Below are 24,014 nucleotides of genomic sequence, written 5' to 3'. Positions count from 1 at the left end.
TTTGGCCCTGAAGCCCTCATTCCGTTAAGATAGCCGGCTTTTTCAAGGTGGGAGTCAGGCAGCATGGCGCAGCAGTATCAACCGGGGCAACGCTGGATCAGTGACAGCGAAGCCGAGCTGGGTTTAGGCACCGTTCTGGCACAGGACGGCCGCTTGTTGACCGTGCTCTACCCGGCCACTGGCGACACCCGCCAGTACGCGCTACGGAATGCGCCTCTGACCCGCGTGCGATTTTCGCCGGGTGACTCTATCACTCACTTCGAAGGCTGGAAGCTGACCGTCCGCGAAGTCGATGACATCGATGGCCTGCTGGTTTACCACGGCCTCAACGGGCAGAACGAAGTGGTCACCCTGCCGGAAACCCAGCTGTCGAACTTCATCCAGTTCCGCCTGGCCAGCGACCGTCTATTCGCCGGCCAGATCGACCCGCTGGCCTGGTTCTCCCTGCGTTATCACACCCTGGAACACACCAGCCGTCAGTTGCAGTCCTCCCTTTGGGGCCTGGGCGGCGTGCGTGCGCAACCGATCGCGCACCAGTTGCACATTGCCCGCGAAGTCGCCGACCGTATCGCGCCGCGGGTTCTGCTGGCCGACGAAGTGGGCCTGGGTAAAACCATCGAAGCCGGCCTGGTGATCCATCGCCAGTTGCTCTCGGGCCGCGCCAGCCGTGTGCTGATCCTGGTTCCGGAGAACCTGCAGCACCAGTGGCTGGTCGAGATGCGTCGTCGTTTCAACCTGCAGGTCGCGCTGTTCGACGAAGAGCGTTTCATCGAAAGCGATGCCAGCAACCCGTTCGAAGACACCCAACTCGCGCTGGTCGCGCTTGAGTGGCTGGTGGACGACGAGAAAGCCCAGGATGCGCTGTTCGCGGCAGGCTGGGACTTGCTGGTGGTCGACGAGGCGCACCACCTGGTGTGGCACGAAGATCAGGTCAGTCCTGAATATTCGCTGGTCGAGCAACTCGCCGAAACCATTCCTGGCGTACTGCTGTTGACCGCCACCCCGGAACAACTGGGCCAGGACAGCCACTTCGCCCGTCTGCGCCTGCTCGACCCGAACCGTTTCCATGACCTGCAAGCCTTCCGCGCCGAGAGCGAAAACTATCGCCCGGTGGCCGAAGCCGTTCAGGAGTTGCTGGATCAGGGACGCCTGTCGCCGCAAGCCCACAAGACCATCCACGGTTTCCTCGGCAACGAAGGCGAAGCCCTGCTGGCCGCCGTCAACGATGGCGACACAGAAGCCAGCGCGCGCCTGGTGCGCGAATTGCTCGACCGTCACGGCACCGGCCGCGTACTGTTCCGCAACACTCGCGCCGCCGTGCAAGGCTTCCCGGAACGCAAGCTGCACCCGTATCCGCTGCCGTGCCCGGACGAATACCTCGAACTGCCGCTGGGCGATCACGCCGAGCTGTACCCGGAAGTCAGCTTCCAGGCCCAGCCGGACGCCAGCGAAGAAGAGCGCTGGTGGAAGTTCGACCCTCGCGTCGAATGGCTGATCGACCAGTTGAAGATGCTCAAGCGCACCAAAGTGCTGGTGATCTGCGCCCACGCCGAAACCGCCATGGACCTGGAAGACGCCCTGCGCGTGCGTTCCGGCATCCCGGCCACGGTGTTCCACGAAGGCATGAACATCCTCGAGCGTGACCGCGCCGCCGCCTACTTCGCCGACGAAGAGTTTGGTGCGCAAGTGCTGATCTGCTCGGAAATCGGCAGTGAAGGTCGCAACTTCCAGTTCTCCCATCACCTGGTGCTGTTCGACCTGCCGTCCCACCCGGACCTGCTGGAACAACGTATCGGTCGACTGGACCGGATCGGCCAGAAGCACATCATCGAATTGCACGTGCCATACCTGGAAACCAGCCCGCAAGAGCGCCTGTTCCAGTGGTACCACGAAGCGCTGAACGCATTCCTCAACACCTGCCCGACCGGCAACGCCTTGCAGCACCAGTTCGGCCCGCGCCTGCTGCCGCTGCTCGAAGAAGCCGACGATGGCGAGTGGCAAGCGCTGATCGACGAAGCCCGCACCGAGCGTGAGCGCCTGGAAGCCGAGCTGCACACCGGTCGTGACCGCTTGCTGGAGTTGAACTCCGGTGGCGCGGGCGAAGGCGATGCATTGGTGGAAGATATCCTTGAGCAGGACGACCAGTTCGCGCTGCCGATCTACATGGAAACCCTGTTTGACGCCTTCGGCATCGACAGCGAAGACCATTCGGAAAACGCCCTGATCCTCAAGCCGAGCGAAAAAATGCTCGACGCCAGCTTCCCGCTGGGTGACGACGAAGGCGTGACCATCACTTACGACCGCAACCAGGCGCTGTCTCGCGAAGACATGCAATTCATTACCTGGGAGCACCCGATGGTGCAGGGCGGCATGGATCTGGTGCTGTCCGGCTCCATGGGCAACACCGCCGTGGCGCTGATCAAGAACAAGGCGCTGAAGCCGGGCACCGTGTTGCTGGAACTGTTGTATGTCAGCGAAGTGGTTGCCCCGCGCTCGCTGCAACTGGGCCGCTACCTGCCGCCGGCCGCCCTGCGCTGCCTGCTCGATACCAACGGCAACGACCTGTCGGCCCGCGTGTCGTTCGAAACCTTGAACGATCAGCTCGAAAGCGTGCCCCGTGCCAGCGCCAACAAGTTCATCCAGGCCCAGCGTGACCAACTGACGCCGCGAATCAACGCCGGTGAGGCGAAGATCCTGCCGCGCCACACTGAACGTGTCGCCGAGGCGCAGCGTCGCCTGGCTGCCGATACCGAAGAAGAACTGGCACGTCTGACCGCGCTGCAAGCGGTCAACCCGACCGTACGCGACAGCGAACTGGTGGCCCTGCGCAAACAACGCGAGCAAGGCCTGGCCATGCTCGACAAGGCTGCGTTGCGACTGGAAGCGATTCGGGTGTTGGTGGCGGGTTAATCCCCTCCCCGACTCACAAATAAAGAAGGCCCGCAGCGATGCGGGCCTTTTTGTTTACTTCAATTTCAGTAGTGCTGCTAATGGCCTCTTCGCGGGCAAGCCCGCTCCCACAATTGTTAGTGTCGAATACAAATCTCGTGAACAACACTAAACCTGTGGGAGCGGGCTTGCCCGCGAAAGCGATCAGGCAGTCACCACAGAACCTTCAGGCTCACCCACCGCCACCAACCCTTCCTTCATCCGCTTGGCATCGCGCACAAAACACCGCGAAGCCAGGAACAGAAACACCACGGTAAGCAACAGCGCCACCGGAATCAGGTACATCGCGTCATGCAGGCCAACCGCCTTGAACGCTTCGGTCATCTGCTCGGCACCCGCGGCAAGCATCGCCGTGTGGGCAAAGTGATCGGACAAGGCCCCGACCACCACCGGCCCCAGGCCACCGCCCAACAGGTACAGCCCGGCAAAGAACAGCGCCATTGCCGTCGCCCGCAAGCGCGGTTCGACCACGTCCTGAATCGCCGTGTACACGCAGGTGTAGAAGTTGTAGGCGAACAGCCAGCCAACACTGAATACGGCCACGAACACACCGATCTCGATTCGCCCGGAATGCAGCGCCCACGCGGTGCAGACAGTCGAAATCACCAGGCTGAAGGCGGCAAACAATAGCCGCCCGTTAGCGACCCGCTGGTGAATCTTGTCCGCGATCCAGCCACCGAGGGTCAGGCCGACCAAGCCGGTCACACCGACAATAACCCCGGTCGCCACTGCGGCTTCCTGCAACGGCATGAGGAAGTAGCGTTGCAGCATCGGCACCAGAAACGAATTGCAGGCATAGGTGGCGAAGTTGAAACAGAGGCCGGCCATCACCAGCCACAGGAAGGTTGGGACAGCCAGTACACGACGGATCGGTCGATCGATCTTTTCCTGCGAAACCTGAACGCTCTCGGCGGCGCCGCGTTTCGGCTCCCTGATGAAAAACATGAAGATCGCCAGGACCAGCCCGGGCACCGCCGCGATAAAGAACGGCGCGCGCCAGCTATCGAAGGCCTTGACCATCGCGCCGATGGTGAAGAACGCCAGCAACAGCCCCAACGGCAGTCCCAGCATGAAGATGCCCATGGCCCGTGCCCGGCGGTGAGCCGGAAACAAATCGCCGATCAACGAGTTGGCGGCTGGCGCGTAACTGGCTTCGCCGATGCCGACGCCCATGCGCACGATCAGGAAGCTCCAGAAACTGCCCACCATGCCGTTGACGGCTGTCAACCCGCTCCACACCGCGAGTCCCCAGCCCATCAGCTTGCTGCGCGAGCCTGTATCGGCCATGCGCCCCAGCGGCAAGCCGGCAATGGCGTAGACGATGGTGAATGCCGTACCGATGATCCCCAACTGGAAATCACTGAGGTGCCATTCCATGCGAATGGGCTCGATGATGATGGCCGGGATGGTGCGGTCAAAAAAATTGAACAGGTTGGCCAGGAACAACAGGAACAGGATGCGCCAGGCATTGGCCGCTTGGGTCGAGTTCTGCATGGGTCCGTCTCTTTTATTGTTTTTGGGGCGTCACTGCCCCCGGACTTTGCAATCTAGACAGGCTGGACGCACCTGTCTTTCATTATTCGCCAGGCTGATACCTGCCCATGGGAGGCAACCCGTAGGAGCTTTCGCAAGGCGGGTATTTCGCAGCTCGTCCGGTCGATGAAAAATACCTCTCACCCCCCCTTCCCAAGCCGTTGCCGAAGCCTAGAATAGCGGCCTTGATTCCCCCCTGTGTCTCCACTCCTCCTCACGATAATCGCCCATGTCCGAAGCCAGTCCGTGTCTGAACTGCGGTGCCTGCTGTTCTCATTTTCGCGTGTCATTCTTCTGGGGTGAGTGCGCCTCCTCCGGGGGAACGGTACCCGATGAGCTTGTCGAGCAGATCAGCCCCAGCCGGGTCGCGATGATCGGCACCGGCTGCAAACCCGTGCGCTGCACCAGCCTGGTCGGAGACGTGGGCAGTACGGTGCAGTGCTCGATTTACGAAAAACGCTCCAGCACCTGCCGCGAGTTCGAGGCTTCATGGGTCGATGGTCAGGCCAATCCCGATTGCGACGCGGCCCGTGCCGCATTCGGCTTGCCGGCCCTGCAACCGGTGTTCGAGACGCCTCAGAAGCAAATGGCCTGAGTAATAGCACCAATCGCTATCAGGTTAATGTCAAAATATTTGATATCGATATGCCACCACCCCTTGCACTCCATCCATGCCCTCTATACTCCATGACATTCGCTGGCGCTCTTGCTCCGGCCTGAGTAATAACGATGGGGCGTGCTATGGAGTGGCTTGGTCTGCATTTCATTACCGAGCTACCAGAGAGTGGGCTGGTCATACTCAATTGCACACATGACCCTTTTCTGGTGCTGCTGGCTTATCTGGTCGCCTGTGTCGGCTGTTTCGCGACACTGGACATGGCCGAACGGGTGGCCCACGCTGAAAAAACCGCGTCCCAAACGCGCTGGCGCTGGGTGGGCAGCGGCTGCCTGGCGGGCGGTATCTGGGCCATGCACTTCGTCGGGATGCTGGCATTCCAGGCGCCTGTCGACCTTCACTACCAACTGCCCGTCACGGTGTTCTCGCTAACCATCGCGCTGCTCGCCGCGTGGCTGGCCATGCATACCCTAAGCCTTCCCGAGCTGAGTTTTCGACAGTGCCTCAAGGCATCGATCGGGATCGGCCTGGGTATCGCGACCATGCATTACGTGGGCATGACGGCCATGCACTCCAGCGCTTCTGTCTACTACCATCCGGGCCTGTTTGCCCTTTCCATCGCGATCGCGATCGGTGCCGCGCTGGCAGCCTTGTTGCTGGCATGGTATCTGCGCAACGGCGCCGGGATGCTGCATCAGCTCTTCAAATACGGCGCCAGCCTGCTGCTTGGGGCAGGCATCCTGAGCATGCACCTCACGGCCATGGCCGCCTTCAATCTGGTGTTGCCCAGCGACAGCCTGCCAGCGCAAACCGGCGAACACAGCCACCTGCAACTGGCGCTGACCGTGACAGTCATCGCCTTGCTGATCATCGGGAGCAGCATCAGCGCGGCACTGGCGGACAAGAAACTGCAACACAAGGACCACGACCTGCAGCGGGTCAACTCCCTGCTCAGCCAACTGGATCAGGCGCGCATGTCGCTGCAACAGGTGGCGCACTACGACGCGTTGACCAACCTGATCAACCGTCGCGGGTTCAACCAGATCTTCGCCGAAAAACTCATCGAGAAAACCAACGAGGGCGGGATGCTGGCAGTCCTGTTCCTGGACATCGACCATTTCAAGCGGATCAACGACAGCCTTGGCCACGATGCCGGAGACGAACTGCTCAAAGTGCTTGCCGCGCACATCAAGAGCTCGGTTCGCAGTCACGAGGATGTGGTCGCACGCTTTGGCGGCGACGAGTTCTGCCTGCTCATCGACCTGCATGATCGTGACGAAGCGCTAAAGTTGGCCCAACGCATCATGCTGAAAATGAAGGAGCCCATCGAACTGGCCGGCAGGCGCATGGTGATGACCACCAGCATCGGTATCAGCCTGTTTCCGGAGGACGGCAAGACGTGTGAGGAACTGTTGAAGAACGCCGACCTCGCGCTGTATCAGTCCAAGGGCAGCGGCCGCAACGGGTTGAGTTTTTTCAGTGCCAACCTGAAAACCCGCGCAACGCTTGAGCTGCAACTGGAAGAGGAGTTGCGCCACGCGTTGCGTGAAGACACCGGCCTGATGCTCTATTACCAGCCGATCTATGACCTCAAGACCGGTCAGGTCAGCAAGCTCGAAGCCTTGATCCGCTGGCAACACCCGGTCCACGGCTTCCTCGTACCGGATCGTTTTATCGCAATCGCCGAGGCCAACGGCCTGATCGCCGAGCTGGATAACTGGGTGCTGCGCAAAGCCTGCGAGGATCTGGGCGAGCTGTCGCGCCAAGGCTGTGAAGACCTCAAGATCGCCGTGAATTGTTCACCCCTGAACCTGGCGCGCGAAGAACTGGCCGATGAGATCGAGTGCGCGTTGCGGGCCGCCGGTGTGGAGCCCCATCGGCTGGAGCTGGAAGTCACGGAAAACGCCTTGATGGGCAATATTGCCAACACACTGGTGTTGCTGCGGCAGATACGCGCCCTCGGCGTATCGCTGTCTATCGATGACTTCGGCACCGGCTATTCATCCCTGGCCTACCTCAAGCGCCTACCGCTCAACACCCTGAAAATCGACCGCTCCTTCATCCAGGACATTCCCAAGGCGACCCAGGACATGGAAATTGTCCAGGCCATTATCGTCATGGCCCATACCCTGCAACTGCAAGTGGTCACCGAAGGGGTCGAAACCTTCGAGCAATACCAGTTCCTGGAAGACCATGGCTGTGACTTCGTTCAGGGCTATTTGCTCAGTCGGCCGGTACCGCTGACCGAGTTACTCCCGGTGCTGAACGAAATCAACCAGCGCAAGCACGCCTACACGGTCACGGCGCTGGGTCTGGCTCACGGTACATCTGCACTAATGTAGACGGATCTTTTTCAAGGAAACCCTGACTCCCGTGCAGGCGCATCAACTGCGCCGCCAGACCGCTGATCGGTGTCGCCGAGCCCTGCTCACGGGAAAACTTCACCGCGGCATCCAGATCCTTGAGCAAGGTACGCACGTGCCACTTGACCGGTTCGAAACGGTTTTCAGCCATCTGCGGGGCCAGGAACTGCAGGGGTTTGGAATCGGCGAAACCGCCGGCCAGCGCTTCGGCGATCAGGCTTGCATCAACCCCGGAGCGTTCCGCCAGCGCGACCACTTCGGCGATCACCAATGCATTGCAGGCGACGATCATCTGATTGCACGCCTTGGTCACCTGCCCTGCCCCGACACCGCCCATGTGTGTCACACGCTGCCCCAGGTTCAACAAGACAGGCCGGACCCGTTCCAGATCCTGTGCGTCACCGCCGACCATGATCGCCAGGCTTCCAGCTTCTGCACCGACCACGCCACCGGACACCGGCGTATCGAGCCAGCCCATGCCGGCTCTACCGGCGAGGTCTGCGGCCATCTCCCGCGTGGCGTTAGGCTCCAGGCTGGAAAAGTCCACCAGCAGCTGGCCTTTTTTTGCCCCCTCGACAATGCCTGCCGGACCAAACACTACCTCGCGAACGACCGCCGTATCCGCCAGGCACATCATCACCACGTCAGCGTGCTGGCACAGTTCGGCCGGGCTGGCGACCTGGCGTGCGCCAGCCTCGACCAGTGGTTTGCACTTGTCCGGATTGCGATTCCATACCGCCAGCGGATAACCCGCGGCCAGCAGCCGCCGGCACATCGGCAACCCCATCAGGCCGATCCCGGCAAACCCTAGTGAAGGTAGCGTTGACATCATTTAGCCTCCTTTTGATTAAAGATCGCCAAATACTGGCCGATTCATCATGACTTGGGAAAGGATTCCCCCCGAGCAATGCTCAGGTCAATGACCAAGGCATGGTCCAGGTACGCGCTGAAAAAAGACGCGACTCTATTCCGTGACGGTTCGACGACAGTCAGTCGGCCAACCAATCAGCCCAGGTAGATGGCGAACAATGACTTCTAAAAACAACCCGGCCACTGCGGTAACCGATCTGACGTTGAGCCCCGCGGCCAACAGCCCGTCATCACCGAAGCCATTGATTCAATCCCGCCCGTTGGCGACCCAGCAATACCTCTACTTCACCGAAACCAACACCGACCGCATCCTCGACAACCTCGACGGCCTGCGCGACATGGTGTTCCCGCGTCCACCGCATCTGGAAGGCGACAGCGAGCAGCACAGCGACCAGGAATTCCCCTCGGTGTGCCTGATCGGCCTGGGCCGCTGCGGCTCGAACATTGCGCTGGACGTGGCAGAACTGGTGTACAACGCCCGCAAGTTCTACCTCAACGAATTCAACAACGAAGATCGCCTGTCACCGGACAAGCGTTTTGCCGAAAAGGGCTACAGCCCGGCCCAGTGGATCCGCAACAACCTGCGCCTGGGTCAGAACAAGAACACCAAACCGGTGTTTCTGGTCGAGCCATTGGTGATGCTTGGCGACCTGGACAAAGACATCGCCGGACGCATCCGCTTCTCGCGCAAGGGCGAGAAAAGCGGTTTCCTGCGCGACTACAGCAAAATGAAAATCATGGACCTGTCGGAAGTCCACGCCGGTGGCGCCGGTAACGCGCCGATCCTCGGCCAGTACCTGGCCAAGATCATCCTGAACAAGGACACCCAGCGTTTCTCCAGCCCTGACTGGAAAATGATTCACTCGTACCTGATCGACAGCTGCGGCATCAAGGCCAACCAGTCGCGCCTGTATTTCTCGATCTTCAGTGCCGGCGGCGGTACCGGCTCCGGCATGGCCTCGGAATTCGGCCTGGCCCAGCAGCACTCGTACATGAACAAGACGTTCGACACCAAACCGATGGACGAGCACGACAGCAAGAGCGGCCACTCCTTCGTCTTCGAGCCGATCTTCACCAGCGGCATCTGTGTACTGCCGAACATTTCCGACCACCGCAGTGAAATGTCCGAGGCGCTGCACATCAACGCCGGCCGCCTGCTGTGCAAATACCTGTCGGAAGAGTGGGATTTTTCCTACAACTTCGCCAACGAAGACAGCAGCGAAGCCAGCGTCATGGGTCGCATCCGCCCATGGAACGCGATGATGCTGATTTCCAACGACATCATGCGTTACGCCGAAGAGAACGATGACGGCAATATCCAGAACATTGATGTCAATGCCATGGAAAAGCACGCCAACCAGTACATCTCGCAGCAGATATTCAACATTCTGACGGCTCAGGCAGTCACCACCGACTACGACCAGAACTATTTCCGTCGGGCCGGCATCGACATCGGCGAAACCATCCGCCTGGACGCCAACGACCTGTTCATGAGCCTGGCCGGCCCGGTTGCGATTGCCTATGCCGAGTCCGTGGTGCCGGAAACCCCGCCGCCGAGCAGCGACAAATTCAAGGTATTCGAGAAAGAGCCGGCGCGCCTGAATATCGACGACCTGTTCTTCCGTTCGATCGACCTGCCGCACTTCAACAAGGTCACCCAGGCCATCGAAGGCATCAGCCTGTTGCCGATCGAGTCCAAGCGCTATCGCGCGTCGCTGGAGCAGTACAAGAACTCGGGTTACGACGCGGCAGCCCTGCACGACCTGCACTTCTTCAAGAATTGCTCGTCGGTAGTGTCGATCGTTTCCTTGCCGAAGGACTACAAGCTGTCCTACATGGACCTGAACCGGTTGAAGACCCACCTCAACAGCCTGTTCCCCAACACCACGCTCAAGCGCTACGCGCTGGTGATCGGTGCCTCGGCCAACCTGTCCCTGACCACCCTGATTGCCAAGAGCCCGTGCCTGTCGGACGATTTCCTGACGTTGATCGTGGCCTTCATCAAGCGCTGCTTTGCGAAGAATCCGTACCGTTTCGACGAGACTCTGGATAACTCGATCCTGGACTTCATCATCAACGAACAGTTCGATGAAGACCGGATCGACGAGTTGCTCAACGAATTCGAGAATCCGGCGAAGATCCTCGATACCAACTGGTACGCGATCAAGCCGATGTACGAGAAGAAGTACCGTGAACTGATCAACGACAAGGACAAGTTCGTTTCGATCAACGACATCCGCCTGTCCCGGGACTGCGTGAAGAAATCGATCAAATACCTGCGCGAGATCTATCGTCACCGCATCGGCAAGACCAAGGTTATTTCGCTGAATAACCATACGGGCAAGACCGCTTACTAAGCGTCGTCCCCAATCGCGAGCAAGCCCGCTCCCACATTTAACGGTGTTCTTCAGGAAGAACGCAGTCGAATGTGGGAGCGGGCTTGCTCGCGAAAGCGGTATTGAAAACAACACAAATCAACATCCAGAAACAATTGAGCAGCCGTTCAGTTGCTCGCTCAACTGTTCCCGTTACGTTTACGTCACCGTTAGGCTGTGGCCTTTCTCTACGGCAACCTGCCATCACGCTACTCGGCTACACACTTTCCTGCCTGAAAGGAGCGCACCTGGCCGGTGCAGTTTTTTAAACCTGCGCCCTTTCCTGGATCAGAATCCAGGGCGAAACAACCACGGCCCACAACTGCGGATCACGTTCAAAAAGATCCAGCGCCCGCGTTTCAGACAGCTTGGCGAGTTTGTCTTCGGCCAGCCAGGCAGCCACTTTCTCACCTTCATCACTTGCTACGGCCTCTGCCGCGGCGATCAAATCCAGGCTCGGGTCGACCCACAATAGGGCACCCTTGGCAAAGAACGGCTCCAGTTCCTTCCAGGTAATAGATGCGGTTTCACCAAGCAGCTTGGCATAGAGGGTGCTAGGTTCTTCAGTCATGGGTCCGGTCCGGAAAAGAAATCGACGCAATGATAACGTCGGTGGTCTGGCAGAAAAACCCAGATGCAATTTGTGTCACTGAACGAAAAGAGCAGGAAAGCCAAGGAATGCACGGAATCTGGCTATAAGCCCTTCAAATCTCCGCCGCAATTCTGTCTTTTTCTTTCAAAATAGCGACACCCCCAAGTTTTGCCCCCTGGCGCCAGCTTCCCAGGCTGACAATCGGCGCTCTACACTGTACCGGTACAGTTGCCGGGGGGCATTTCCGGGGGATGTCGTAGATATCTGACCCGGTTCTGCTGCCAACGGCGCCAGGACTATAAAAACTACAACAGTAAGAGTGGAGCACTATGACTAAGGCTACTAAGCAGATTTCCAAACTGTTTGCCGCTATGGTTCTGGCCGGGGTTGCCAGCCATTCGTTCGCAGCTGACACCATCAAGATCGGCATCGCCGGCCCTAAAACCGGTCCTGTAGCCCAATACGGCGACATGCAGTTCAGTGGCGCCAAAATGGCCATCGAGCAGATCAACGCCAAAGGCGGCGTAGACGGCAAGAAACTCGAAGCCGTTGAATACGATGACGCCTGTGATCCAAAACAAGCCGTGGCGGTCGCGAACAAAGTCGTCAACGACGGCGTCAAGTTCGTGGTTGGTCACCTGTGCTCCAGCTCCACTCAACCGGCTTCGGACATCTACGAAGACGAAGGCGTGATCATGATCACCCCGGCTGCCACCAGCCCGGACATCACCGCCCGTGGTTACAAAATGGTCTTCCGTACCATCGGTCTGGACAGCGCCCAGGGCCCTGCCGCCGGTAACTACATCGCCGACTTCGTCAAACCGAAAATCGTTGCTGTCCTGCACGACAAACAGCAGTACGGTGAAGGCATCGCCAGCGCCGTGAAGAAAACCCTGGAAGGCAAAGGCGTCAAGGTTGCCGTGTTCGAAGGCGTCAACGCCGGCGACAAAGACTTCTCCTCGATGATCGCCAAGCTCAAGCAAGCCAATGTCGACTTCGTCTACTACGGCGGCTACCACCCTGAGCTGGGTCTGATCCTGCGTCAATCTCAGGAAAAAGGCCTGAAAGCCAAGTTCATGGGTCCGGAAGGCGTGGGTAACGACTCCATTTCGCAGATCGCCAAGGACGCTTCCGAAGGTCTGCTGGTGACCCTGCCGAAATCCTTCGACCAGGATCCGGCCAACGTTGCCCTGGCTGATGCGTTCAAAGCCAAGAAAGAAGACCCGAGCGGTCCATTCGTGTTCCCGGCCTACTCGGCTGTGACCGTGATTGCCGACGGTATCAAGGCTGCCAAGTCCGAAGACTCCGCCAAAGTGGCTGAAGCCATCCACAAAGGCACCTTCAAGACCCCTACCGGCGACCTGAGCTTCGACGAGAAAGGTGACCTGAAGGACTTCAAATTTGTGGTTTACGAGTGGCACTTCGGCAAACCAAAAACTGAAGCCAAGCCTCAGTAAGGCGTTGCCTGACTGACTGCCAATAAAGCCCACGGCGTGCCGTGGGCTTTGTTTTACGAACGTACTTGGGCCGCGCTGGCGTGATCCGCCAGTCTCCCCACCTGAAAATCTCAAAACCGTCATCAGCGGTTCGCTGGCAAACCCCGAATTCGAAGTGGATGCAGATCCACGGGGCTCGGGCGGGAAAATGACTCCACCAGTGAAATGCGTATCAGGTTTTTAGGAGCGCTGTAATGCCTGACATCTATCACTTTTTCCAACAGCTGGTTAATGGCATGACCATTGGCAGCACGTATGCCCTGATCGCCATCGGCTATACGATGGTCTACGGCATCATTGGAATGATCAACTTCGCCCACGGCGAGGTCTACATGATCGGCTCCTACGTGGCGTTCATCGCCATCGCCGGGCTGGCCATGCTGGGACTCGACAGCGTTCCGCTGTTGATGACCGCCGCTTTCCTTGCAACCATCGTTGTCACCAGTGCCTATGGCTACAGCATCGAACGGATCGCCTACCGCCCCTTGCGCGGCAGCAACCGTCTGATCCCGCTGATCTCCGCCATCGGCATGTCGATCTTCCTGCAGAACACCGTTCTGCTGGCGCAAGACTCCAAGGACAAATCCATTCCCAACCTGATTCCGGGCAATATTGCCTTTGGCCCAGGTGGCGCACATGAAGTGCTGATTTCCTACATGCAAATCGTGGTGTTCGTGGTGACCCTGGTCGCCATGCTCGGCCTGACGCTGTTCATCTCCCGCTCTCGCCTGGGTCGCGCCTGCCGTGCCTGCGCCGAAGACATCAAGATGGCCAACCTGCTGGGTATCAACACCAACAACATCATCGCCCTGACCTTCGTCATCGGTGCCGCGCTGGCGGCCATCGCGGCCGTACTGCTGAGCATGCAATACGGCGTGATCAACCCGAACGCCGGTTTCCTGGTCGGCCTCAAGGCCTTCACCGCAGCGGTACTGGGCGGTATTGGCAGCATTCCGGGCGCCATGCTCGGCGGGCTCGTTTTGGGTGTGGCAGAAGCCTTTGGTGCCGATATCTTCGGCGACCAGTACAAGGACGTCGTGGCGTTCGGCCTGCTGGTTCTGGTGCTGTTGTTCCGGCCAACCGGCCTGCTGGGCCGTCCGGAGGTTGAGAAGGTATGACTAGGAATCTTAAACAGGCGCTGTTCAGCGCCTTGCTGGTGTGGGCCGTGGCCTACCCGGTACTCGGTCTGAAGCTGACCATCGTCGGCATCAACCTCGAAGTTCATGGCACCAGCGACGCCACCCTGATCACCATCGCGGTGTGTTCGGTGCTGATGTTCCTGCGTGTGCTGTTCGACCAGCAGATCAGCTCGGCCTGGCGTTCGTCGCCAGGCATGCCGCTGATTCCGGCCAAGGCCAGCAACTTCCTGACCCTGCCGACCACGCAACGCTGGATCATCATCGCGCTGATCGCCGGTGCCCTGGTCTGGCCGTTCTTCGGCTCTCGCGGTGCGGTGGATATCGCGACCCTGGTGCTGATCTACGTGATGCTCGGCCTCGGCCTGAACATCGTGGTCGGCCTGGCCGGCCTGCTCGACCTCGGTTACGTCGGTTTCTATGCCGTCGGCGCCTACAGCTACGCGCTGCTGTCGCACTACTACGGCCTGAGCTTCTGGATCTGCCTGCCGATTGCCGGCCTGATGGCGGCCACTTTCGGCTTCCTGCTGGGCTTCCCGGTGCTGCGCTTGCGTGGTGACTACCTGGCGATCGTGACCCTGGGCTTCGGTGAAATCATCCGTCTGTTCCTGCGTAACCTGACCGACATCACCGGCGGCCCGAACGGCATCAGCAACATCGAGAAGCCGACGTTCTTCGGCCTGACCTTTGAACGCAAGGCTGCGGAAGGCCTGCAAACCTTCCACGAGTACTTCGGCCTGGAATACAACTCGATCAACAAGGTGATCTTCCTCTACCTGGTTGCGTTGTTCCTCGCGTTGTTCGCCCTGTTCGTCATCAACCGCTTGCTGCGCATGCCTCTGGGCCGTGCCTGGGAAGCGTTGCGTGAAGACGAAATCGCCTGCCGCGCCCTGGGTCTGAACCCGACCATCATCAAGTTGTCGGCCTTCACCCTGGGTGCGAGCTTCGCCGGTTTCGCCGGCAGCTTCTTCGCCGCTCGCCAGGGCCTGGTGACACCTGAGTCCTTCACCTTCATCGAGTCGGCGATCATTCTCGCCATCGTGGTGCTCGGTGGCATGGGCTCGCAGCTGGGCGTGATCCTGGCTGCCGTGGTGATGATCCTGCTGCCGGAAATGATGCGTGAGTTCAGTGAGTACCGCATGTTGATGTTCGGTGCCTTGATGGTACTGATGATGATCTGGCGCCCTCAGGGTCTGCTGCCCATGCAACGTCCTCACATGGAGCTGCGCAAATGAGCCGCGAGATCCTTAAAGTAGAAAACCTGAGCATGCGCTTCGGCGGCTTGCTGGCGGTCAATGGCGTGGCCTTGAGCGTGAAAGAGAAACAAGTGGTGGCATTGATCGGCCCTAACGGCGCCGGCAAGACCACCGTGTTCAACTGCCTGACCGGCTTCTACAAGCCGAGCGGCGGCAGCATCCTGCTGGACGGCGAGCCGATCGAAGGCCTGCCGGGTCACAAGATCGCCCTCAAAGGCGTGGTGCGGACCTTCCAGAACGTACGGTTGTTCAAGGACATGACCGCGGTCGAGAACCTCTTGATCGCCCAGCACCGTCACCTGAACACCAACTTCCTGTCCGGCCTGTTCAAGACCCCGTCGTTCCGCAAGAGCGAGCGCGAGGCCATGGAATACGCCGAGTACTGGCTGGACAAGGTCAATCTGCGTGAGTTCGCCAACCGTCCGGCCGGCACCCTGGCCTACGGTCAGCAACGTCGCCTGGAAATCGCCCGCTGCATGATGACCCGTCCACGGATCCTCATGCTCGACGAACCGGCCGCAGGCCTGAACCCGAAGGAAACCGAAGACCTCAAGGCGCTGATCAGTGTGCTGCGTGAAGAGCACAACGTGACCGTCCTGCTGATCGAACACGACATGAAACTGGTCATGAGCATTTCCGACCACATCGTCGTGATCAACCAGGGCACGCCCCTGGCCAACGGCACGCCGGAACAGATCCGCGACAATCCTGAAGTGATCAAAGCCTACCTGGGGGAAGCGTAAATGCTGCAGTTCGAAAACGTTTCCACCTTCTACGGCAAGATCCAGGCCCTGCACAGCGTCAACGTCGAAGTCCGCCAGGGCGAGATCGTGACCCTGATCGGCGCCAACGGTGCCGGCAAGTCCACGCTGCTGATGACGCTTTGCGGTTCGCCGCGGGCCCACAGTGGCAGCATCCGCTACATGGGTGAGGAACTGGTCGGCCAGGACTCCTCGCAGATCATGCGCAAGAGCATTGCCGTGGTACCGGAAGGTCGTCGGGTGTTTTCCCGGCTGACCGTGGAAGAAAACCTGTCGATGGGCGGTTTCTTCACCGCCAAGGGCGACTATCAGGAACAGATGGACAAGGTCCTCGGACTTTTCCCACGCCTGAAAGAGCGTTTCAACCAGCGTGGCGGCACCATGTCCGGCGGCGAACAGCAAATGCTCGCCATCGGCCGTGCACTGATGAGCAAGCCCAAGCTGTTGCTGCTCGACGAGCCGTCGCTGGGTCTGGCGCCGATCATCATCCAGCAGATCTTCGACATCATCGAACAGCTGCGCAAGGACGGTGTGACGGTGTTCCTGGTCGAGCAAAACGCCAACCAGGCACTGAAAATCGCTGACCGTGCCTACGTTCTGGAGAACGGCCGGGTAGTGATGCAAGGCACTGGTGAAGCGCTGCTGACCGACCCGAAAGTGCGCGAAGCGTACCTCGGTGGTTGAGCCTTTGCGGTGAACAAAAAAACGGCCTTTGCGGGCCGTTTTTTTATGCCTGACACCTTTTCCACAACGTTGAAGATCCCTGTGGGAGCGGGCTTGCTCGCGAATAGGGAGGGTCAGTCGATATGGTTGTTGTCTGACACGCCGCATTCGCGAGCAAGCCCGCTCCCACAGGTTTTGTGCAATCCATTACAACCGGTCCAGCACCTCCCCGCTACGCTTGAACCAGCCAATCAAATAATCCGCCAGCACCTGCGTACGCTTGGGCAAACCACCCTGATACGGATGCACCAGGTACATCGGCATGCTGCGGGTCTGATAGTCGCGTAGCAGCCATCGCAAACGCCCGTCCGCCAGCTCCGCTGGCAAACAGTAGGAGGGCAGGCGCGCAATACCGGCGCCAACCAGTGCGGCTTTCTTCAACAGGTTGTAGTGGTTGCTGGCGAACGGCCCCGACACCCGCACCCGCAACAACTCATGCTGCTGGTGATACAGCCATTCTTCGCGGCCGCTGTAATGACTGTTGAGCAGGCAGCGATGTTCGGCCAGCGCCTGGGGTGTTTGCGGTTCACCGTATTGTTCCAGATAGGCCGGGCTGGCACAGGTCAACTCTTGCCACGCCAGCAACGGGCGCGCCACCAGTCGCTGGTCAAGGGCCACCTCAGAGCGAATCGCCAGGTCGAAGCCGTCGCGGGACAGGTCGCGGTAGTTGTTGTTGAGCTCCAGCTCGATCTGCACCTGGGGATACTGGGTCGAGAACTCCAGCAACAGGCCATCGAAGAAGGTTTCCCCGAGCGACACCGGCACCGTCATCCGCACCGGTCCGGCCATGTCGTCCTTCAGTCGCGCCAGGGCCTGGCGTGCCCGCTCGACTTGCACCACCAGCGCCTGGGCCTGGGGCAACAACGCAGCGCCAGCGGCGGTCAGGCTCAAGCGGCGAGTGGTACGTTGCAACAGCACCACGGAAAACTGCGCTTCCAGCTGGCTGATGCGCTTGGACAGCTGGCCTTTGCTGCAACCGAGCTGCTGTGCCGCCAGGGTGAAACTTCCCGCTTCGATCAATACGGCGAACGCGGCCAGGTCATCCATCTCGCTCATGGATTGTTTCCATTTGAAAACCAAAGGTTGCCTATTAGCTCGCTTATCTACGAAAAAAACCACCCTAAACTGATACCTCGTTCAACCCATACGAGGATCAGCCCCATGAAAATTCTTTTGATCGGCGCAAACGGCACCATCGGCTCGGCAGTCGACAAGGAACTGTCGCAACGCCACGAAATCATCCGGATTGGCCGCAACAGCGGCGATTTTCAGGTGGACATCAGTGACAGCGCCTCGATTCGCAAATTGTTCGAGCAGACCGGCAAGTTTGATGCGCTGATCTGCGCCGCCGGCAACGTGACCTTCGCACCGCTCAACGAGATGACCGAAGAAAGCTTTGCCCTGGGCCTGAAAGACAAGCTCATGGGCCAGGTCAATTTGCTGTTGATCGGGCGCGACTTCGCCAATGACAGTGCGTCGTTCACCTTCACTACCGGCGTACTCAGCCACGACCCGATTCGCAGTGGCGCCTCGGCGGCGCTGGTCAACGGTGCACTGGACAGCTTCGTTCGCGCCGCCGCCATCGAACTGCCGCGGGGCCTGCGGGTGAACTCGATCAGCCCCAACGTCCTCGTCGAAGCCATGGGCAAATACGCACCGTACTTCCGTGGCTTCAAGCCGGTGCCTGCACTAGATGTGGCCTTGGCCTACGCCAAAAGCGTAGAAGGCCTGCAAACGGGTCAGACCTTTCACGTAGGCTGAGTCGGTTCAAGCTCAATCAACCAACGTGGGCAATAGGTCTTTGGCGATGGCTTTCGGGATGGACACCTGGAACTGCGAGCCCAAGGCCGATTGCACCGTCGCCGTAGAAATCTTCCAGCCATTGATCGACAGCGTCAATTTCTGGCCTATCGACTCACGGGTAATGCGATGCATACGCTCAGCTGCCTCAGGACTGAGCGTGACATTCATCTCCAGCACCGAATGAAGTCTGTCGTGGTCCTTCAACAGCAACTCCATCCGGGTGAAGTCGGTTGCCGAAGACAAATTGATCTCGGCAGCGTGACTGCCCGTGGCTCCCGTCATCACCAGCAGAAACAACCCGATCTTCCAGCCCATTGCCTGTTTCATATCCGCTTCCTGCAAAAAAACGGCAGCTTACCTTTGGCATCCTGACACTCGGCATCGGAATAATTCACAAGATGTTGCCGCAAATCGCCCTTCCCTTTGCCAGAGCCCCACTCCAGCCTTGTGATGAACGGTCAGCCTGAGTAACGTGGCAGCACTTGTCAGGAGACCCCAAGATGCGTGTTGCCCGTTCCTTAGTCCTCGTTGCCCTGCTTCCGCTGTTCGCCGCTTGCCAGTTGTTCGAGGGTGAGCGGCAGAACGCCTCCCATGTCGGCCAGACACGCATGCAAGGCCAGTTGATTGCGTCGGACGGCAAACTGCTGTTCCAGCCGTGCAACCAGTCTGCGCGCTACGTGGTCAACGACACCGGCGGTACCAGCGTCCTGCAGCAGGCCGTCAGCCTGGCGGACAAGCAGGGCAAGCTGTTTGCCGACGTGCGCGGGCGGGTTGTGGCCGGCAGCGGTGGTGACGGCCAGCTCGATCTGGAGCAGTTGTACCGCGTCGAGCGCTCGAGCAACGCGTGCGACGATCCGAATTTCAAGCTGCTGATCCTGCGTGCCGCCGGCCACAGCCCGGAATGGAGCGTGAAAGTCAGCGGCAAAGGCATGGTCATCGACCGGGCCGGCCAGCCACCCTTGGCCCTGCCTTACGTCGAAGAGCAACTGGGCGATGGCCGTTTCAACCTCAGCACCGAAGCCAACAACCAGCACATCGAACTGTGGGTTGCACCGCAACGCTGCGTCGACAGCAGCACCGCCAGCATCCAGCACATGAGCGCCGAGCTGCGCATCGACGGTCAGGTACAGCGCGGCTGCGGGTATTTCGGCGGATCGCGCGACGACTGATCGTTTAAGCCTCACGGGCCTGCGCCTTTGCGGCTTATAATCGCGGGTTTCAAACGCCCTGGCGCAGTTGTGCGCCCCGCGAACCGGATCCCGCCATGTTACGAATCACCGAACTCAAGTTGCCGATCGACCATCCCGATGAAGACCTGCGCCCTGCCATCGTGCAGCGCCTGGGGATCGCCAGCGATGACCTGCTCGATTTCACCTTGTTCAAGCGCAGCTACGATGCGCGTAAAAAGTCCTCCGAGCTGTGCTTCATCTACACCATCGACCTTGAAGTTCGCGACGAGGCGGCGGTGCTGCACAGGTTCGCCGATGACCGTAACGTCAACGTGGCGCCGGATGTCAGCTATAAAATGGTTGGCCAGGCACCGGCCGACCTGAGCGCACGTCCGATTGTCGTCGGCTTCGGTCCGTGCGGGATTTTCGCCGGGCTGCTGCTGGCGCAAATGGGCTTCAAGCCGATCATCCTCGAACGCGGCACCGAAGTCCGCCAGCGCACCAAGGACACCTGGGGCCTGTGGCGCAAAAGCGTGCTCAACCCGGAATCCAACGTGCAATTCGGCGAAGGCGGCGCGGGGACATTCTCCGACGGCAAGCTCTACAGCCAGATCAAGGATCCGAAGTTCCTCGGTCGCAAGGTCCTGCACGAGTTCGTCAAGGCCGGCGCACCGGAAGAAATCCTCTACGTTAGCAAGCCGCACATTGGTACGTTCCGTCTGACCGGCGTGGTGGAAAACATGCGTGAGCAGATTCGCGCCCTGGGCGGCGAAGTACGCTTCCAGCAGCGTGTCACCGACGTGCTGATCGAAGACGGCCAACTGGTCGGCGTCGAACTCAATGGCGGTGAACAGATCCATTCGAAGCATGTGATCCTGGCCCTCGGCCACAGTGCCCGCGATACCTTCCGCATGCTCCACGGCCGTGGCGTGTTCATGGAGGCCAAGCCTTTCTCGGTGGGTTTCCGCATCGAGCATCCGCAGTCGCTGATTGACCGCGCGCGGCTGGGCAAGTACGCCGGGCACCCGAAACTCGGCGCCGCCGACTACAAACTGGTGCACCACGCCAAGAACGGCCGTTCGGTCTACAGCTTCTGCATGTGCCCGGGCGGCACCGTGGTGGCGGCGACGTCCGAGCCGAACCGCGTGGTCACCAATGGCATGAGCCAGTACTCGCGTAACGAGCGCAATGCCAACTCCGGAATCGTTGTCGGCATCACGCCGGAAGTCGATTATCCGGGCGGCCCGCTGGCCGGTATCGAACTGCAGGAACGCCTGGAATCCCACGCCTTTGTGCTGGGCGGCAGCAACTACGAAGCCCCGGCGCAACTGGTCGGCGATTTCATCGCGGGCAAGCCGTCCACCGAACTGGGCAGTGTCGAGCCGTCCTACAAGCCAGGCGTTGCCCTGGGTGATCTGGCGCTGGCACTGCCGGCGTTCGCCATCGAAGCGATTCGCGAAGCCTTGCCGGCGTTCGAGAAGCAGATTCGTGGTTACTCGCTGCACGACGCGGTGTTGACCGGCATCGAGACCCGCACCTCCTCGCCGCTGCGTATTACCCGCAATGAGTCGATGCAGAGCCTGAACGTGAAAGGCTTGTTCCCGGCCGGTGAAGGTGCCGGTTATGCGGGCGGGATTCTGTCGGCGGGTGTGGACGGGATTCGGATTGCAGAAGCAGTGGCCCGGGATATCCTCGGTCTCGACGCCTGATACCAGCCTGATGTGGGAGCGGGCTTGCTCGCGAAGGCGGTTTCACATCCAACATATGTGTTGGCTGATCCACCGCTTTCGCGAGCAAGCCCGCTCCCACGTTTGATCTTCTGTGTGTCAGATATTGGCGCGCAGAACCGAGTCCGGCAGCGGCTCACCCCGCTCCACCGTCGCCGCGACCGCAGCCATCAAACCACTCAACTCATACCCTTGGGCCTTGAGCCACTGCGGATCGTAATAGGTCGTGGCGTAGCGTTCGCCGCTGTCACACAGAATCGCCACCATCGACCCCGTCTCCCCTGCCGCTTTCATGTGCTGAGCGGCCATCAGGGCGCCGATCAGGTTGGTCCCGCTCGACCCGCCCACATGGCGTCCCAGGCGTTCCGCCAGGTAGTGCATGGCCGCCAGTGACAGGGCATCCGGCACCTTGACCATGGCGTCGATCACCTTGGGCAGAAACGACGCCTCCACACGCGGCCGGCCAATGCCCTCGATGCGCGAACCGTGGTCCAGTCGCAGGCTGGCATCGCCAGTCTGGTAGTAATCGAAGAACACCGAACGCTCGGCATCGGCACACAGCACGCGAGTGCAATGCTGGCGATAACGCACGTATCGGCCCAGTGTGGCCGTGGTGCCTCCGGTACCGGGGCTGGAAATCAGCCAGCTCGGCTCGGGATGCTGCTCGAATCGCATCTGCTGAAAAATCGACTCGGCAATATTGTTGTTCGCTCGCCAGTCGGTGGCGCGCTCAGCGTAGGTGAACTGATCGATGAAGTGCCCGTCGTGCTCACGAGCCAGACGCTCGGACTCGGCGTAGATCTGGGTCGGGTCGTCGACCAGATGACTTTGGCCACCGTAGAAGGCGATCTGCGCGATCTTTTCCTTTGAGGTTGTCGCCGGCATCACCGCAATGAACGGCAAGCCCAGCATGCGTGCAAAGTACGCTTCGGAAATCGCCGTGGAACCGCTGGAAGCCTCAATGACCGGTGCACCGGGTTTGAGCCAGCCGTTACACAGCGCATACAGGAACAGCGAACGAGCCAGGCGGTGCTTGAGGCTGCCCGTGGGATGGCTGGACTCATCCTTGAAATACAACTCGATGCCCGGAAAACCCGGGAGCGGCAAGGGGATCAAGTGGGTGTCGGCGCTGCGCTGATAATCAGCTTCGATGATCCGGATCGCCTCGCGGGACCACTGTCGGTTGTCGCTCATGATGGTTTTCTCGTTGAATCGGCAGGAGTTGGCCTTTGTACGAGGCCCATCCAACCAGCTTAGGAAAAATCCTGCATCCGGCACAGGTACAGCTGCGATCCAATACGTCCGGCAACTGCTAGGCTCAGCTCGGTGGCGACGGATCGCCCTGTAACGGTATATAACAAAAAAGAATATAACTTTTGTTTTAACAACTAACAGTACTTGTTAGGGTGTAACACCTTTTGAATTCACAGATGGAGAGCGACCTTGCCTCTGCGTAGCACTTTCACGCGTTTCTTTCAGTTGGAAGCTGCCAGCGGTCTGTTACTGATCGCCGCTGCCGTTCTGGCTCTGTTCATCAACAACTCACCGCTATCGTGGCTGTACAACGGCCTGCTGGACACTCCGGTGGTGGCCCAGGTCGGCGCACTGAAAATCGCCAAGCCGTTGCTGCTATGGATCAACGACGGCCTGATGGCGCTGTTCTTCCTGCTGATCGGCCTGGAAGTGAAGCGCGAAGTCCTCGACGGCCAGTTGTCCAAACCGTCGCAAATCGTCCTGCCTGGCGCGGCGGCCATTGGCGGCATGGTGGTGCCGGCGCTGATCTACTGGTACCTCAACCGCGACACGCCACCGGCCCTCAACGGCTGGGCGATCCCGACCGCGACCGACATTGCCTTCGCCCTTGGCGTGCTGGCGTTGCTTGGCAAACGGGTTCCGGTTTCGCTGAAACTGTTCCTGATGACCCTGGCGATCATCGACGACCTCGGCGCGATCATCATCATTGCGATCTTCTATTCCGGTGCCCTGTCGACCCTGTCCCTGGCGCTGGCCGCCGCCTGTATTGCTGCGCTGATCGGGATGAACCGGCTTGGCGTAGTCAAGCTCGGGCCGTACATGATCATTGGTCTGATTCTCTGGGTCTGCGTGCTCAAGAGCGGTGTCCACGCCACGCTGGCCGGCGTAACCCTGGCTTTCTGCATTCCACTGCGCACAAAAAATGCCGAACCTTCGCCACTGCTGGCCCTGGAACACGCCCTGCATCCGTGGGTCGCCTACGGCATCCTGCCGCTGTTCGCCTTCGCCAACGCCGGCCTGTCCCTGAGCGGCGTCACCGTCGAAAGTTTCACTCATCACGTTCCCATGGGTATCGCCATCGGGCTGTTGCTGGGCAAGACTGTGGGTGTCTTCGGCCTGACCTGGCTGGCCGTGAAAACCGGTATCGCCGCCCTGCCCCAAGGCGCCAATTGGGGCCAGATACTGGGCGTGGCGATTCTCTGCGGCATTGGTTTCACCATGAGTCTGTTCGTCGGTTCACTGGCCTTCGAGCCGGGCGTGAGTGATTTCGCCGGGATGGACCGCATGGGAATCCTGACCGGTTCGATTCTGGCCGCGCTGATCGGTTATGGGGTGACCGCGATGGCGAGTCGCAAGAGCTCCGGTCTGGCCTCCTGATAAACCGCGAAAAC

General features: G+C 59.9%; 19 protein-coding genes. 13 read left to right on the top strand and 6 right to left on the bottom strand.

Features of this window, described 5'->3' with window-relative positions; translation table 11 throughout:
- Positions 1 to 63 precede the first annotated feature (63 nt).
- Positions 64 to 2,910 (top strand): RNA polymerase-associated protein RapA, encoded by a 2,847-nt coding sequence (rapA, locus tag BSF40_RS10790; protein ID WP_095965103.1) that lies wholly within the window; start codon positions 64 to 66, stop codon positions 2,908 to 2,910.
- A gap of 183 nt (positions 2,911 to 3,093) precedes the next feature.
- Here the strand turns inward: rapA and BSF40_RS10785 are convergent, their stop codons facing one another.
- Positions 3,094 to 4,443 (bottom strand): MFS transporter, encoded by a 1,350-nt coding sequence (locus BSF40_RS10785; protein WP_095965102.1) that lies wholly within the window; start codon positions 4,441 to 4,443, stop codon positions 3,094 to 3,096.
- A gap of 268 nt (positions 4,444 to 4,711) precedes the next feature.
- On the opposite strand from BSF40_RS10785, the gene BSF40_RS10780 reads away from it, so the two are divergent.
- A complete protein-coding gene (locus BSF40_RS10780; RefSeq protein WP_095965101.1) occupies positions 4,712 to 5,077 on the top strand; it encodes a YkgJ family cysteine cluster protein in 366 nt (121 codons plus the stop codon).
- Between the two features lie 146 nt (positions 5,078 to 5,223).
- Positions 5,224 to 7,440, top strand: a complete 2,217-nt coding sequence (locus BSF40_RS10775; protein ID WP_305887518.1) for a bifunctional diguanylate cyclase/phosphodiesterase — start codon at positions 5,224 to 5,226, stop codon at positions 7,438 to 7,440.
- Here the strand turns inward: BSF40_RS10775 and BSF40_RS10770 are convergent.
- Positions 7,397 to 8,293 carry an NAD(P)-dependent oxidoreductase gene (locus BSF40_RS10770; protein WP_095965099.1) on the bottom strand — a complete coding sequence of 299 codons (897 nt, stop codon included), beginning with the start codon at positions 8,291 to 8,293 and terminating at the stop codon, positions 7,397 to 7,399. The genes BSF40_RS10775 and BSF40_RS10770 overlap by 44 nt on opposite strands.
- A 196-nt stretch (positions 8,294 to 8,489) precedes the next feature.
- On the opposite strand from BSF40_RS10770, the gene BSF40_RS10765 reads away from it, so the two are divergent.
- Positions 8,490 to 10,688 (top strand): hypothetical protein, encoded by a 2,199-nt coding sequence (locus BSF40_RS10765; RefSeq protein ID WP_095965098.1) that lies wholly within the window; start codon positions 8,490 to 8,492, stop codon positions 10,686 to 10,688.
- A gap of 283 nt (positions 10,689 to 10,971) precedes the next feature.
- Here BSF40_RS10765 and BSF40_RS10760 read toward each other — a convergent pair whose 3' ends face one another.
- Entirely contained in the window at positions 10,972 to 11,277 is a 306-nt protein-coding gene (locus tag BSF40_RS10760; RefSeq protein ID WP_015093837.1) for a DUF2288 domain-containing protein, read from the bottom strand.
- A 350-nt stretch (positions 11,278 to 11,627) separates the two neighbouring features.
- Between BSF40_RS10760 and BSF40_RS10755 the strand changes: the two genes are divergently transcribed.
- The 5 genes from BSF40_RS10755 (at position 11,628) to BSF40_RS10735 (ending at position 16,631) form a co-directional block, all read left to right on the top strand.
- Positions 11,628 to 12,755, top strand: a complete 1,128-nt coding sequence (locus tag BSF40_RS10755) for a branched-chain amino acid ABC transporter substrate-binding protein (RefSeq protein ID WP_095965097.1) — start codon at positions 11,628 to 11,630, stop codon at positions 12,753 to 12,755.
- A 233-nt stretch (positions 12,756 to 12,988) separates the two neighbouring features.
- Complete coding sequence (gene livH, locus BSF40_RS10750; protein ID WP_007976647.1) at positions 12,989 to 13,912, top strand: high-affinity branched-chain amino acid ABC transporter permease LivH; 924 nt, start codon at positions 12,989 to 12,991, stop codon at positions 13,910 to 13,912.
- Positions 13,909 to 15,165: a high-affinity branched-chain amino acid ABC transporter permease LivM gene (locus BSF40_RS10745; RefSeq protein WP_095965096.1), complete on the top strand. Its 1,257-nt coding sequence runs from the start codon at positions 13,909 to 13,911 to the stop codon at positions 15,163 to 15,165. The genes livH and BSF40_RS10745 overlap by 4 nt, the downstream gene beginning before the upstream one ends.
- Positions 15,162 to 15,929: a high-affinity branched-chain amino acid ABC transporter ATP-binding protein LivG gene (livG, locus tag BSF40_RS10740; RefSeq protein WP_007976644.1), complete on the top strand. Its 768-nt coding sequence runs from the start codon at positions 15,162 to 15,164 to the stop codon at positions 15,927 to 15,929. Before BSF40_RS10745 ends, livG begins: the two co-directional genes overlap by 4 nt.
- Positions 15,930 to 16,631: an ABC transporter ATP-binding protein gene (locus BSF40_RS10735; protein ID WP_015093834.1), complete on the top strand. Its 702-nt coding sequence runs from the start codon at positions 15,930 to 15,932 to the stop codon at positions 16,629 to 16,631. It abuts the gene before it with no gap.
- A 186-nt stretch (positions 16,632 to 16,817) separates the two neighbouring features.
- Here the strand turns inward: BSF40_RS10735 and BSF40_RS10730 are convergent, their stop codons facing one another.
- Positions 16,818 to 17,726, bottom strand: a complete 909-nt coding sequence (locus BSF40_RS10730) for a LysR family transcriptional regulator (protein WP_095965095.1) — start codon at positions 17,724 to 17,726, stop codon at positions 16,818 to 16,820.
- Between the two features lie 105 nt (positions 17,727 to 17,831).
- On the opposite strand from BSF40_RS10730, the gene BSF40_RS10725 reads away from it, so the two are divergent.
- Positions 17,832 to 18,431 carry a short chain dehydrogenase gene (locus tag BSF40_RS10725; RefSeq protein WP_095965094.1) on the top strand — a complete coding sequence of 200 codons (600 nt, stop codon included), beginning with the start codon at positions 17,832 to 17,834 and terminating at the stop codon, positions 18,429 to 18,431.
- Positions 18,432 to 18,443: 12 nt separating this feature from the next.
- On the opposite strand, the gene BSF40_RS10720 is transcribed toward BSF40_RS10725, so the two are convergent.
- The gene (locus BSF40_RS10720; RefSeq protein ID WP_095965093.1) at positions 18,444 to 18,800 is read right to left on the bottom strand and encodes a hypothetical protein; all 357 of its coding nucleotides are present in this window, start codon (positions 18,798 to 18,800) and stop codon (positions 18,444 to 18,446) included.
- Between the two features lie 173 nt (positions 18,801 to 18,973).
- Here BSF40_RS10720 and BSF40_RS10715 point away from each other — a divergent pair, with 173 nt between their 5' ends.
- Both BSF40_RS10715 and BSF40_RS10710 read left to right on the top strand, forming a co-directional pair.
- Complete coding sequence (locus tag BSF40_RS10715) at positions 18,974 to 19,642, top strand: COG3650 family protein (RefSeq protein WP_095965092.1); 669 nt, start codon at positions 18,974 to 18,976, stop codon at positions 19,640 to 19,642.
- 95 nt (positions 19,643 to 19,737) lie between these two features.
- The gene (locus BSF40_RS10710; protein ID WP_095965091.1) at positions 19,738 to 21,351 is read left to right on the top strand and encodes an NAD(P)/FAD-dependent oxidoreductase; all 1,614 of its coding nucleotides are present in this window, start codon (positions 19,738 to 19,740) and stop codon (positions 21,349 to 21,351) included.
- A gap of 117 nt (positions 21,352 to 21,468) precedes the next feature.
- Here BSF40_RS10710 and BSF40_RS10705 read toward each other — a convergent pair whose 3' ends face one another.
- Positions 21,469 to 22,566, bottom strand: a complete 1,098-nt coding sequence (locus tag BSF40_RS10705; RefSeq protein WP_172435695.1) for a PLP-dependent cysteine synthase family protein — start codon at positions 22,564 to 22,566, stop codon at positions 21,469 to 21,471.
- Positions 22,567 to 22,812: 246 nt separating this feature from the next.
- Between BSF40_RS10705 and nhaA the strand changes: the two genes are divergently transcribed.
- A complete protein-coding gene (gene nhaA, locus BSF40_RS10700; protein ID WP_095965089.1) occupies positions 22,813 to 24,000 on the top strand; it encodes a Na+/H+ antiporter NhaA in 1,188 nt (395 codons plus the stop codon).
- The last annotated feature ends 14 nt before the right edge of the window (positions 24,001 to 24,014 follow it).

Origin of the sequence: Pseudomonas sp. ACN5 (genome assembly GCF_002303975.1) — a bacterium.
Taxonomy (GTDB): domain Bacteria; phylum Pseudomonadota; class Gammaproteobacteria; order Pseudomonadales; family Pseudomonadaceae; genus Aquipseudomonas; species Aquipseudomonas laurylsulfatiphila.
The sequence above is the reverse complement of the archived record's forward strand: the minus strand, read 5'-3'. Positions and strand labels throughout refer to the sequence as shown.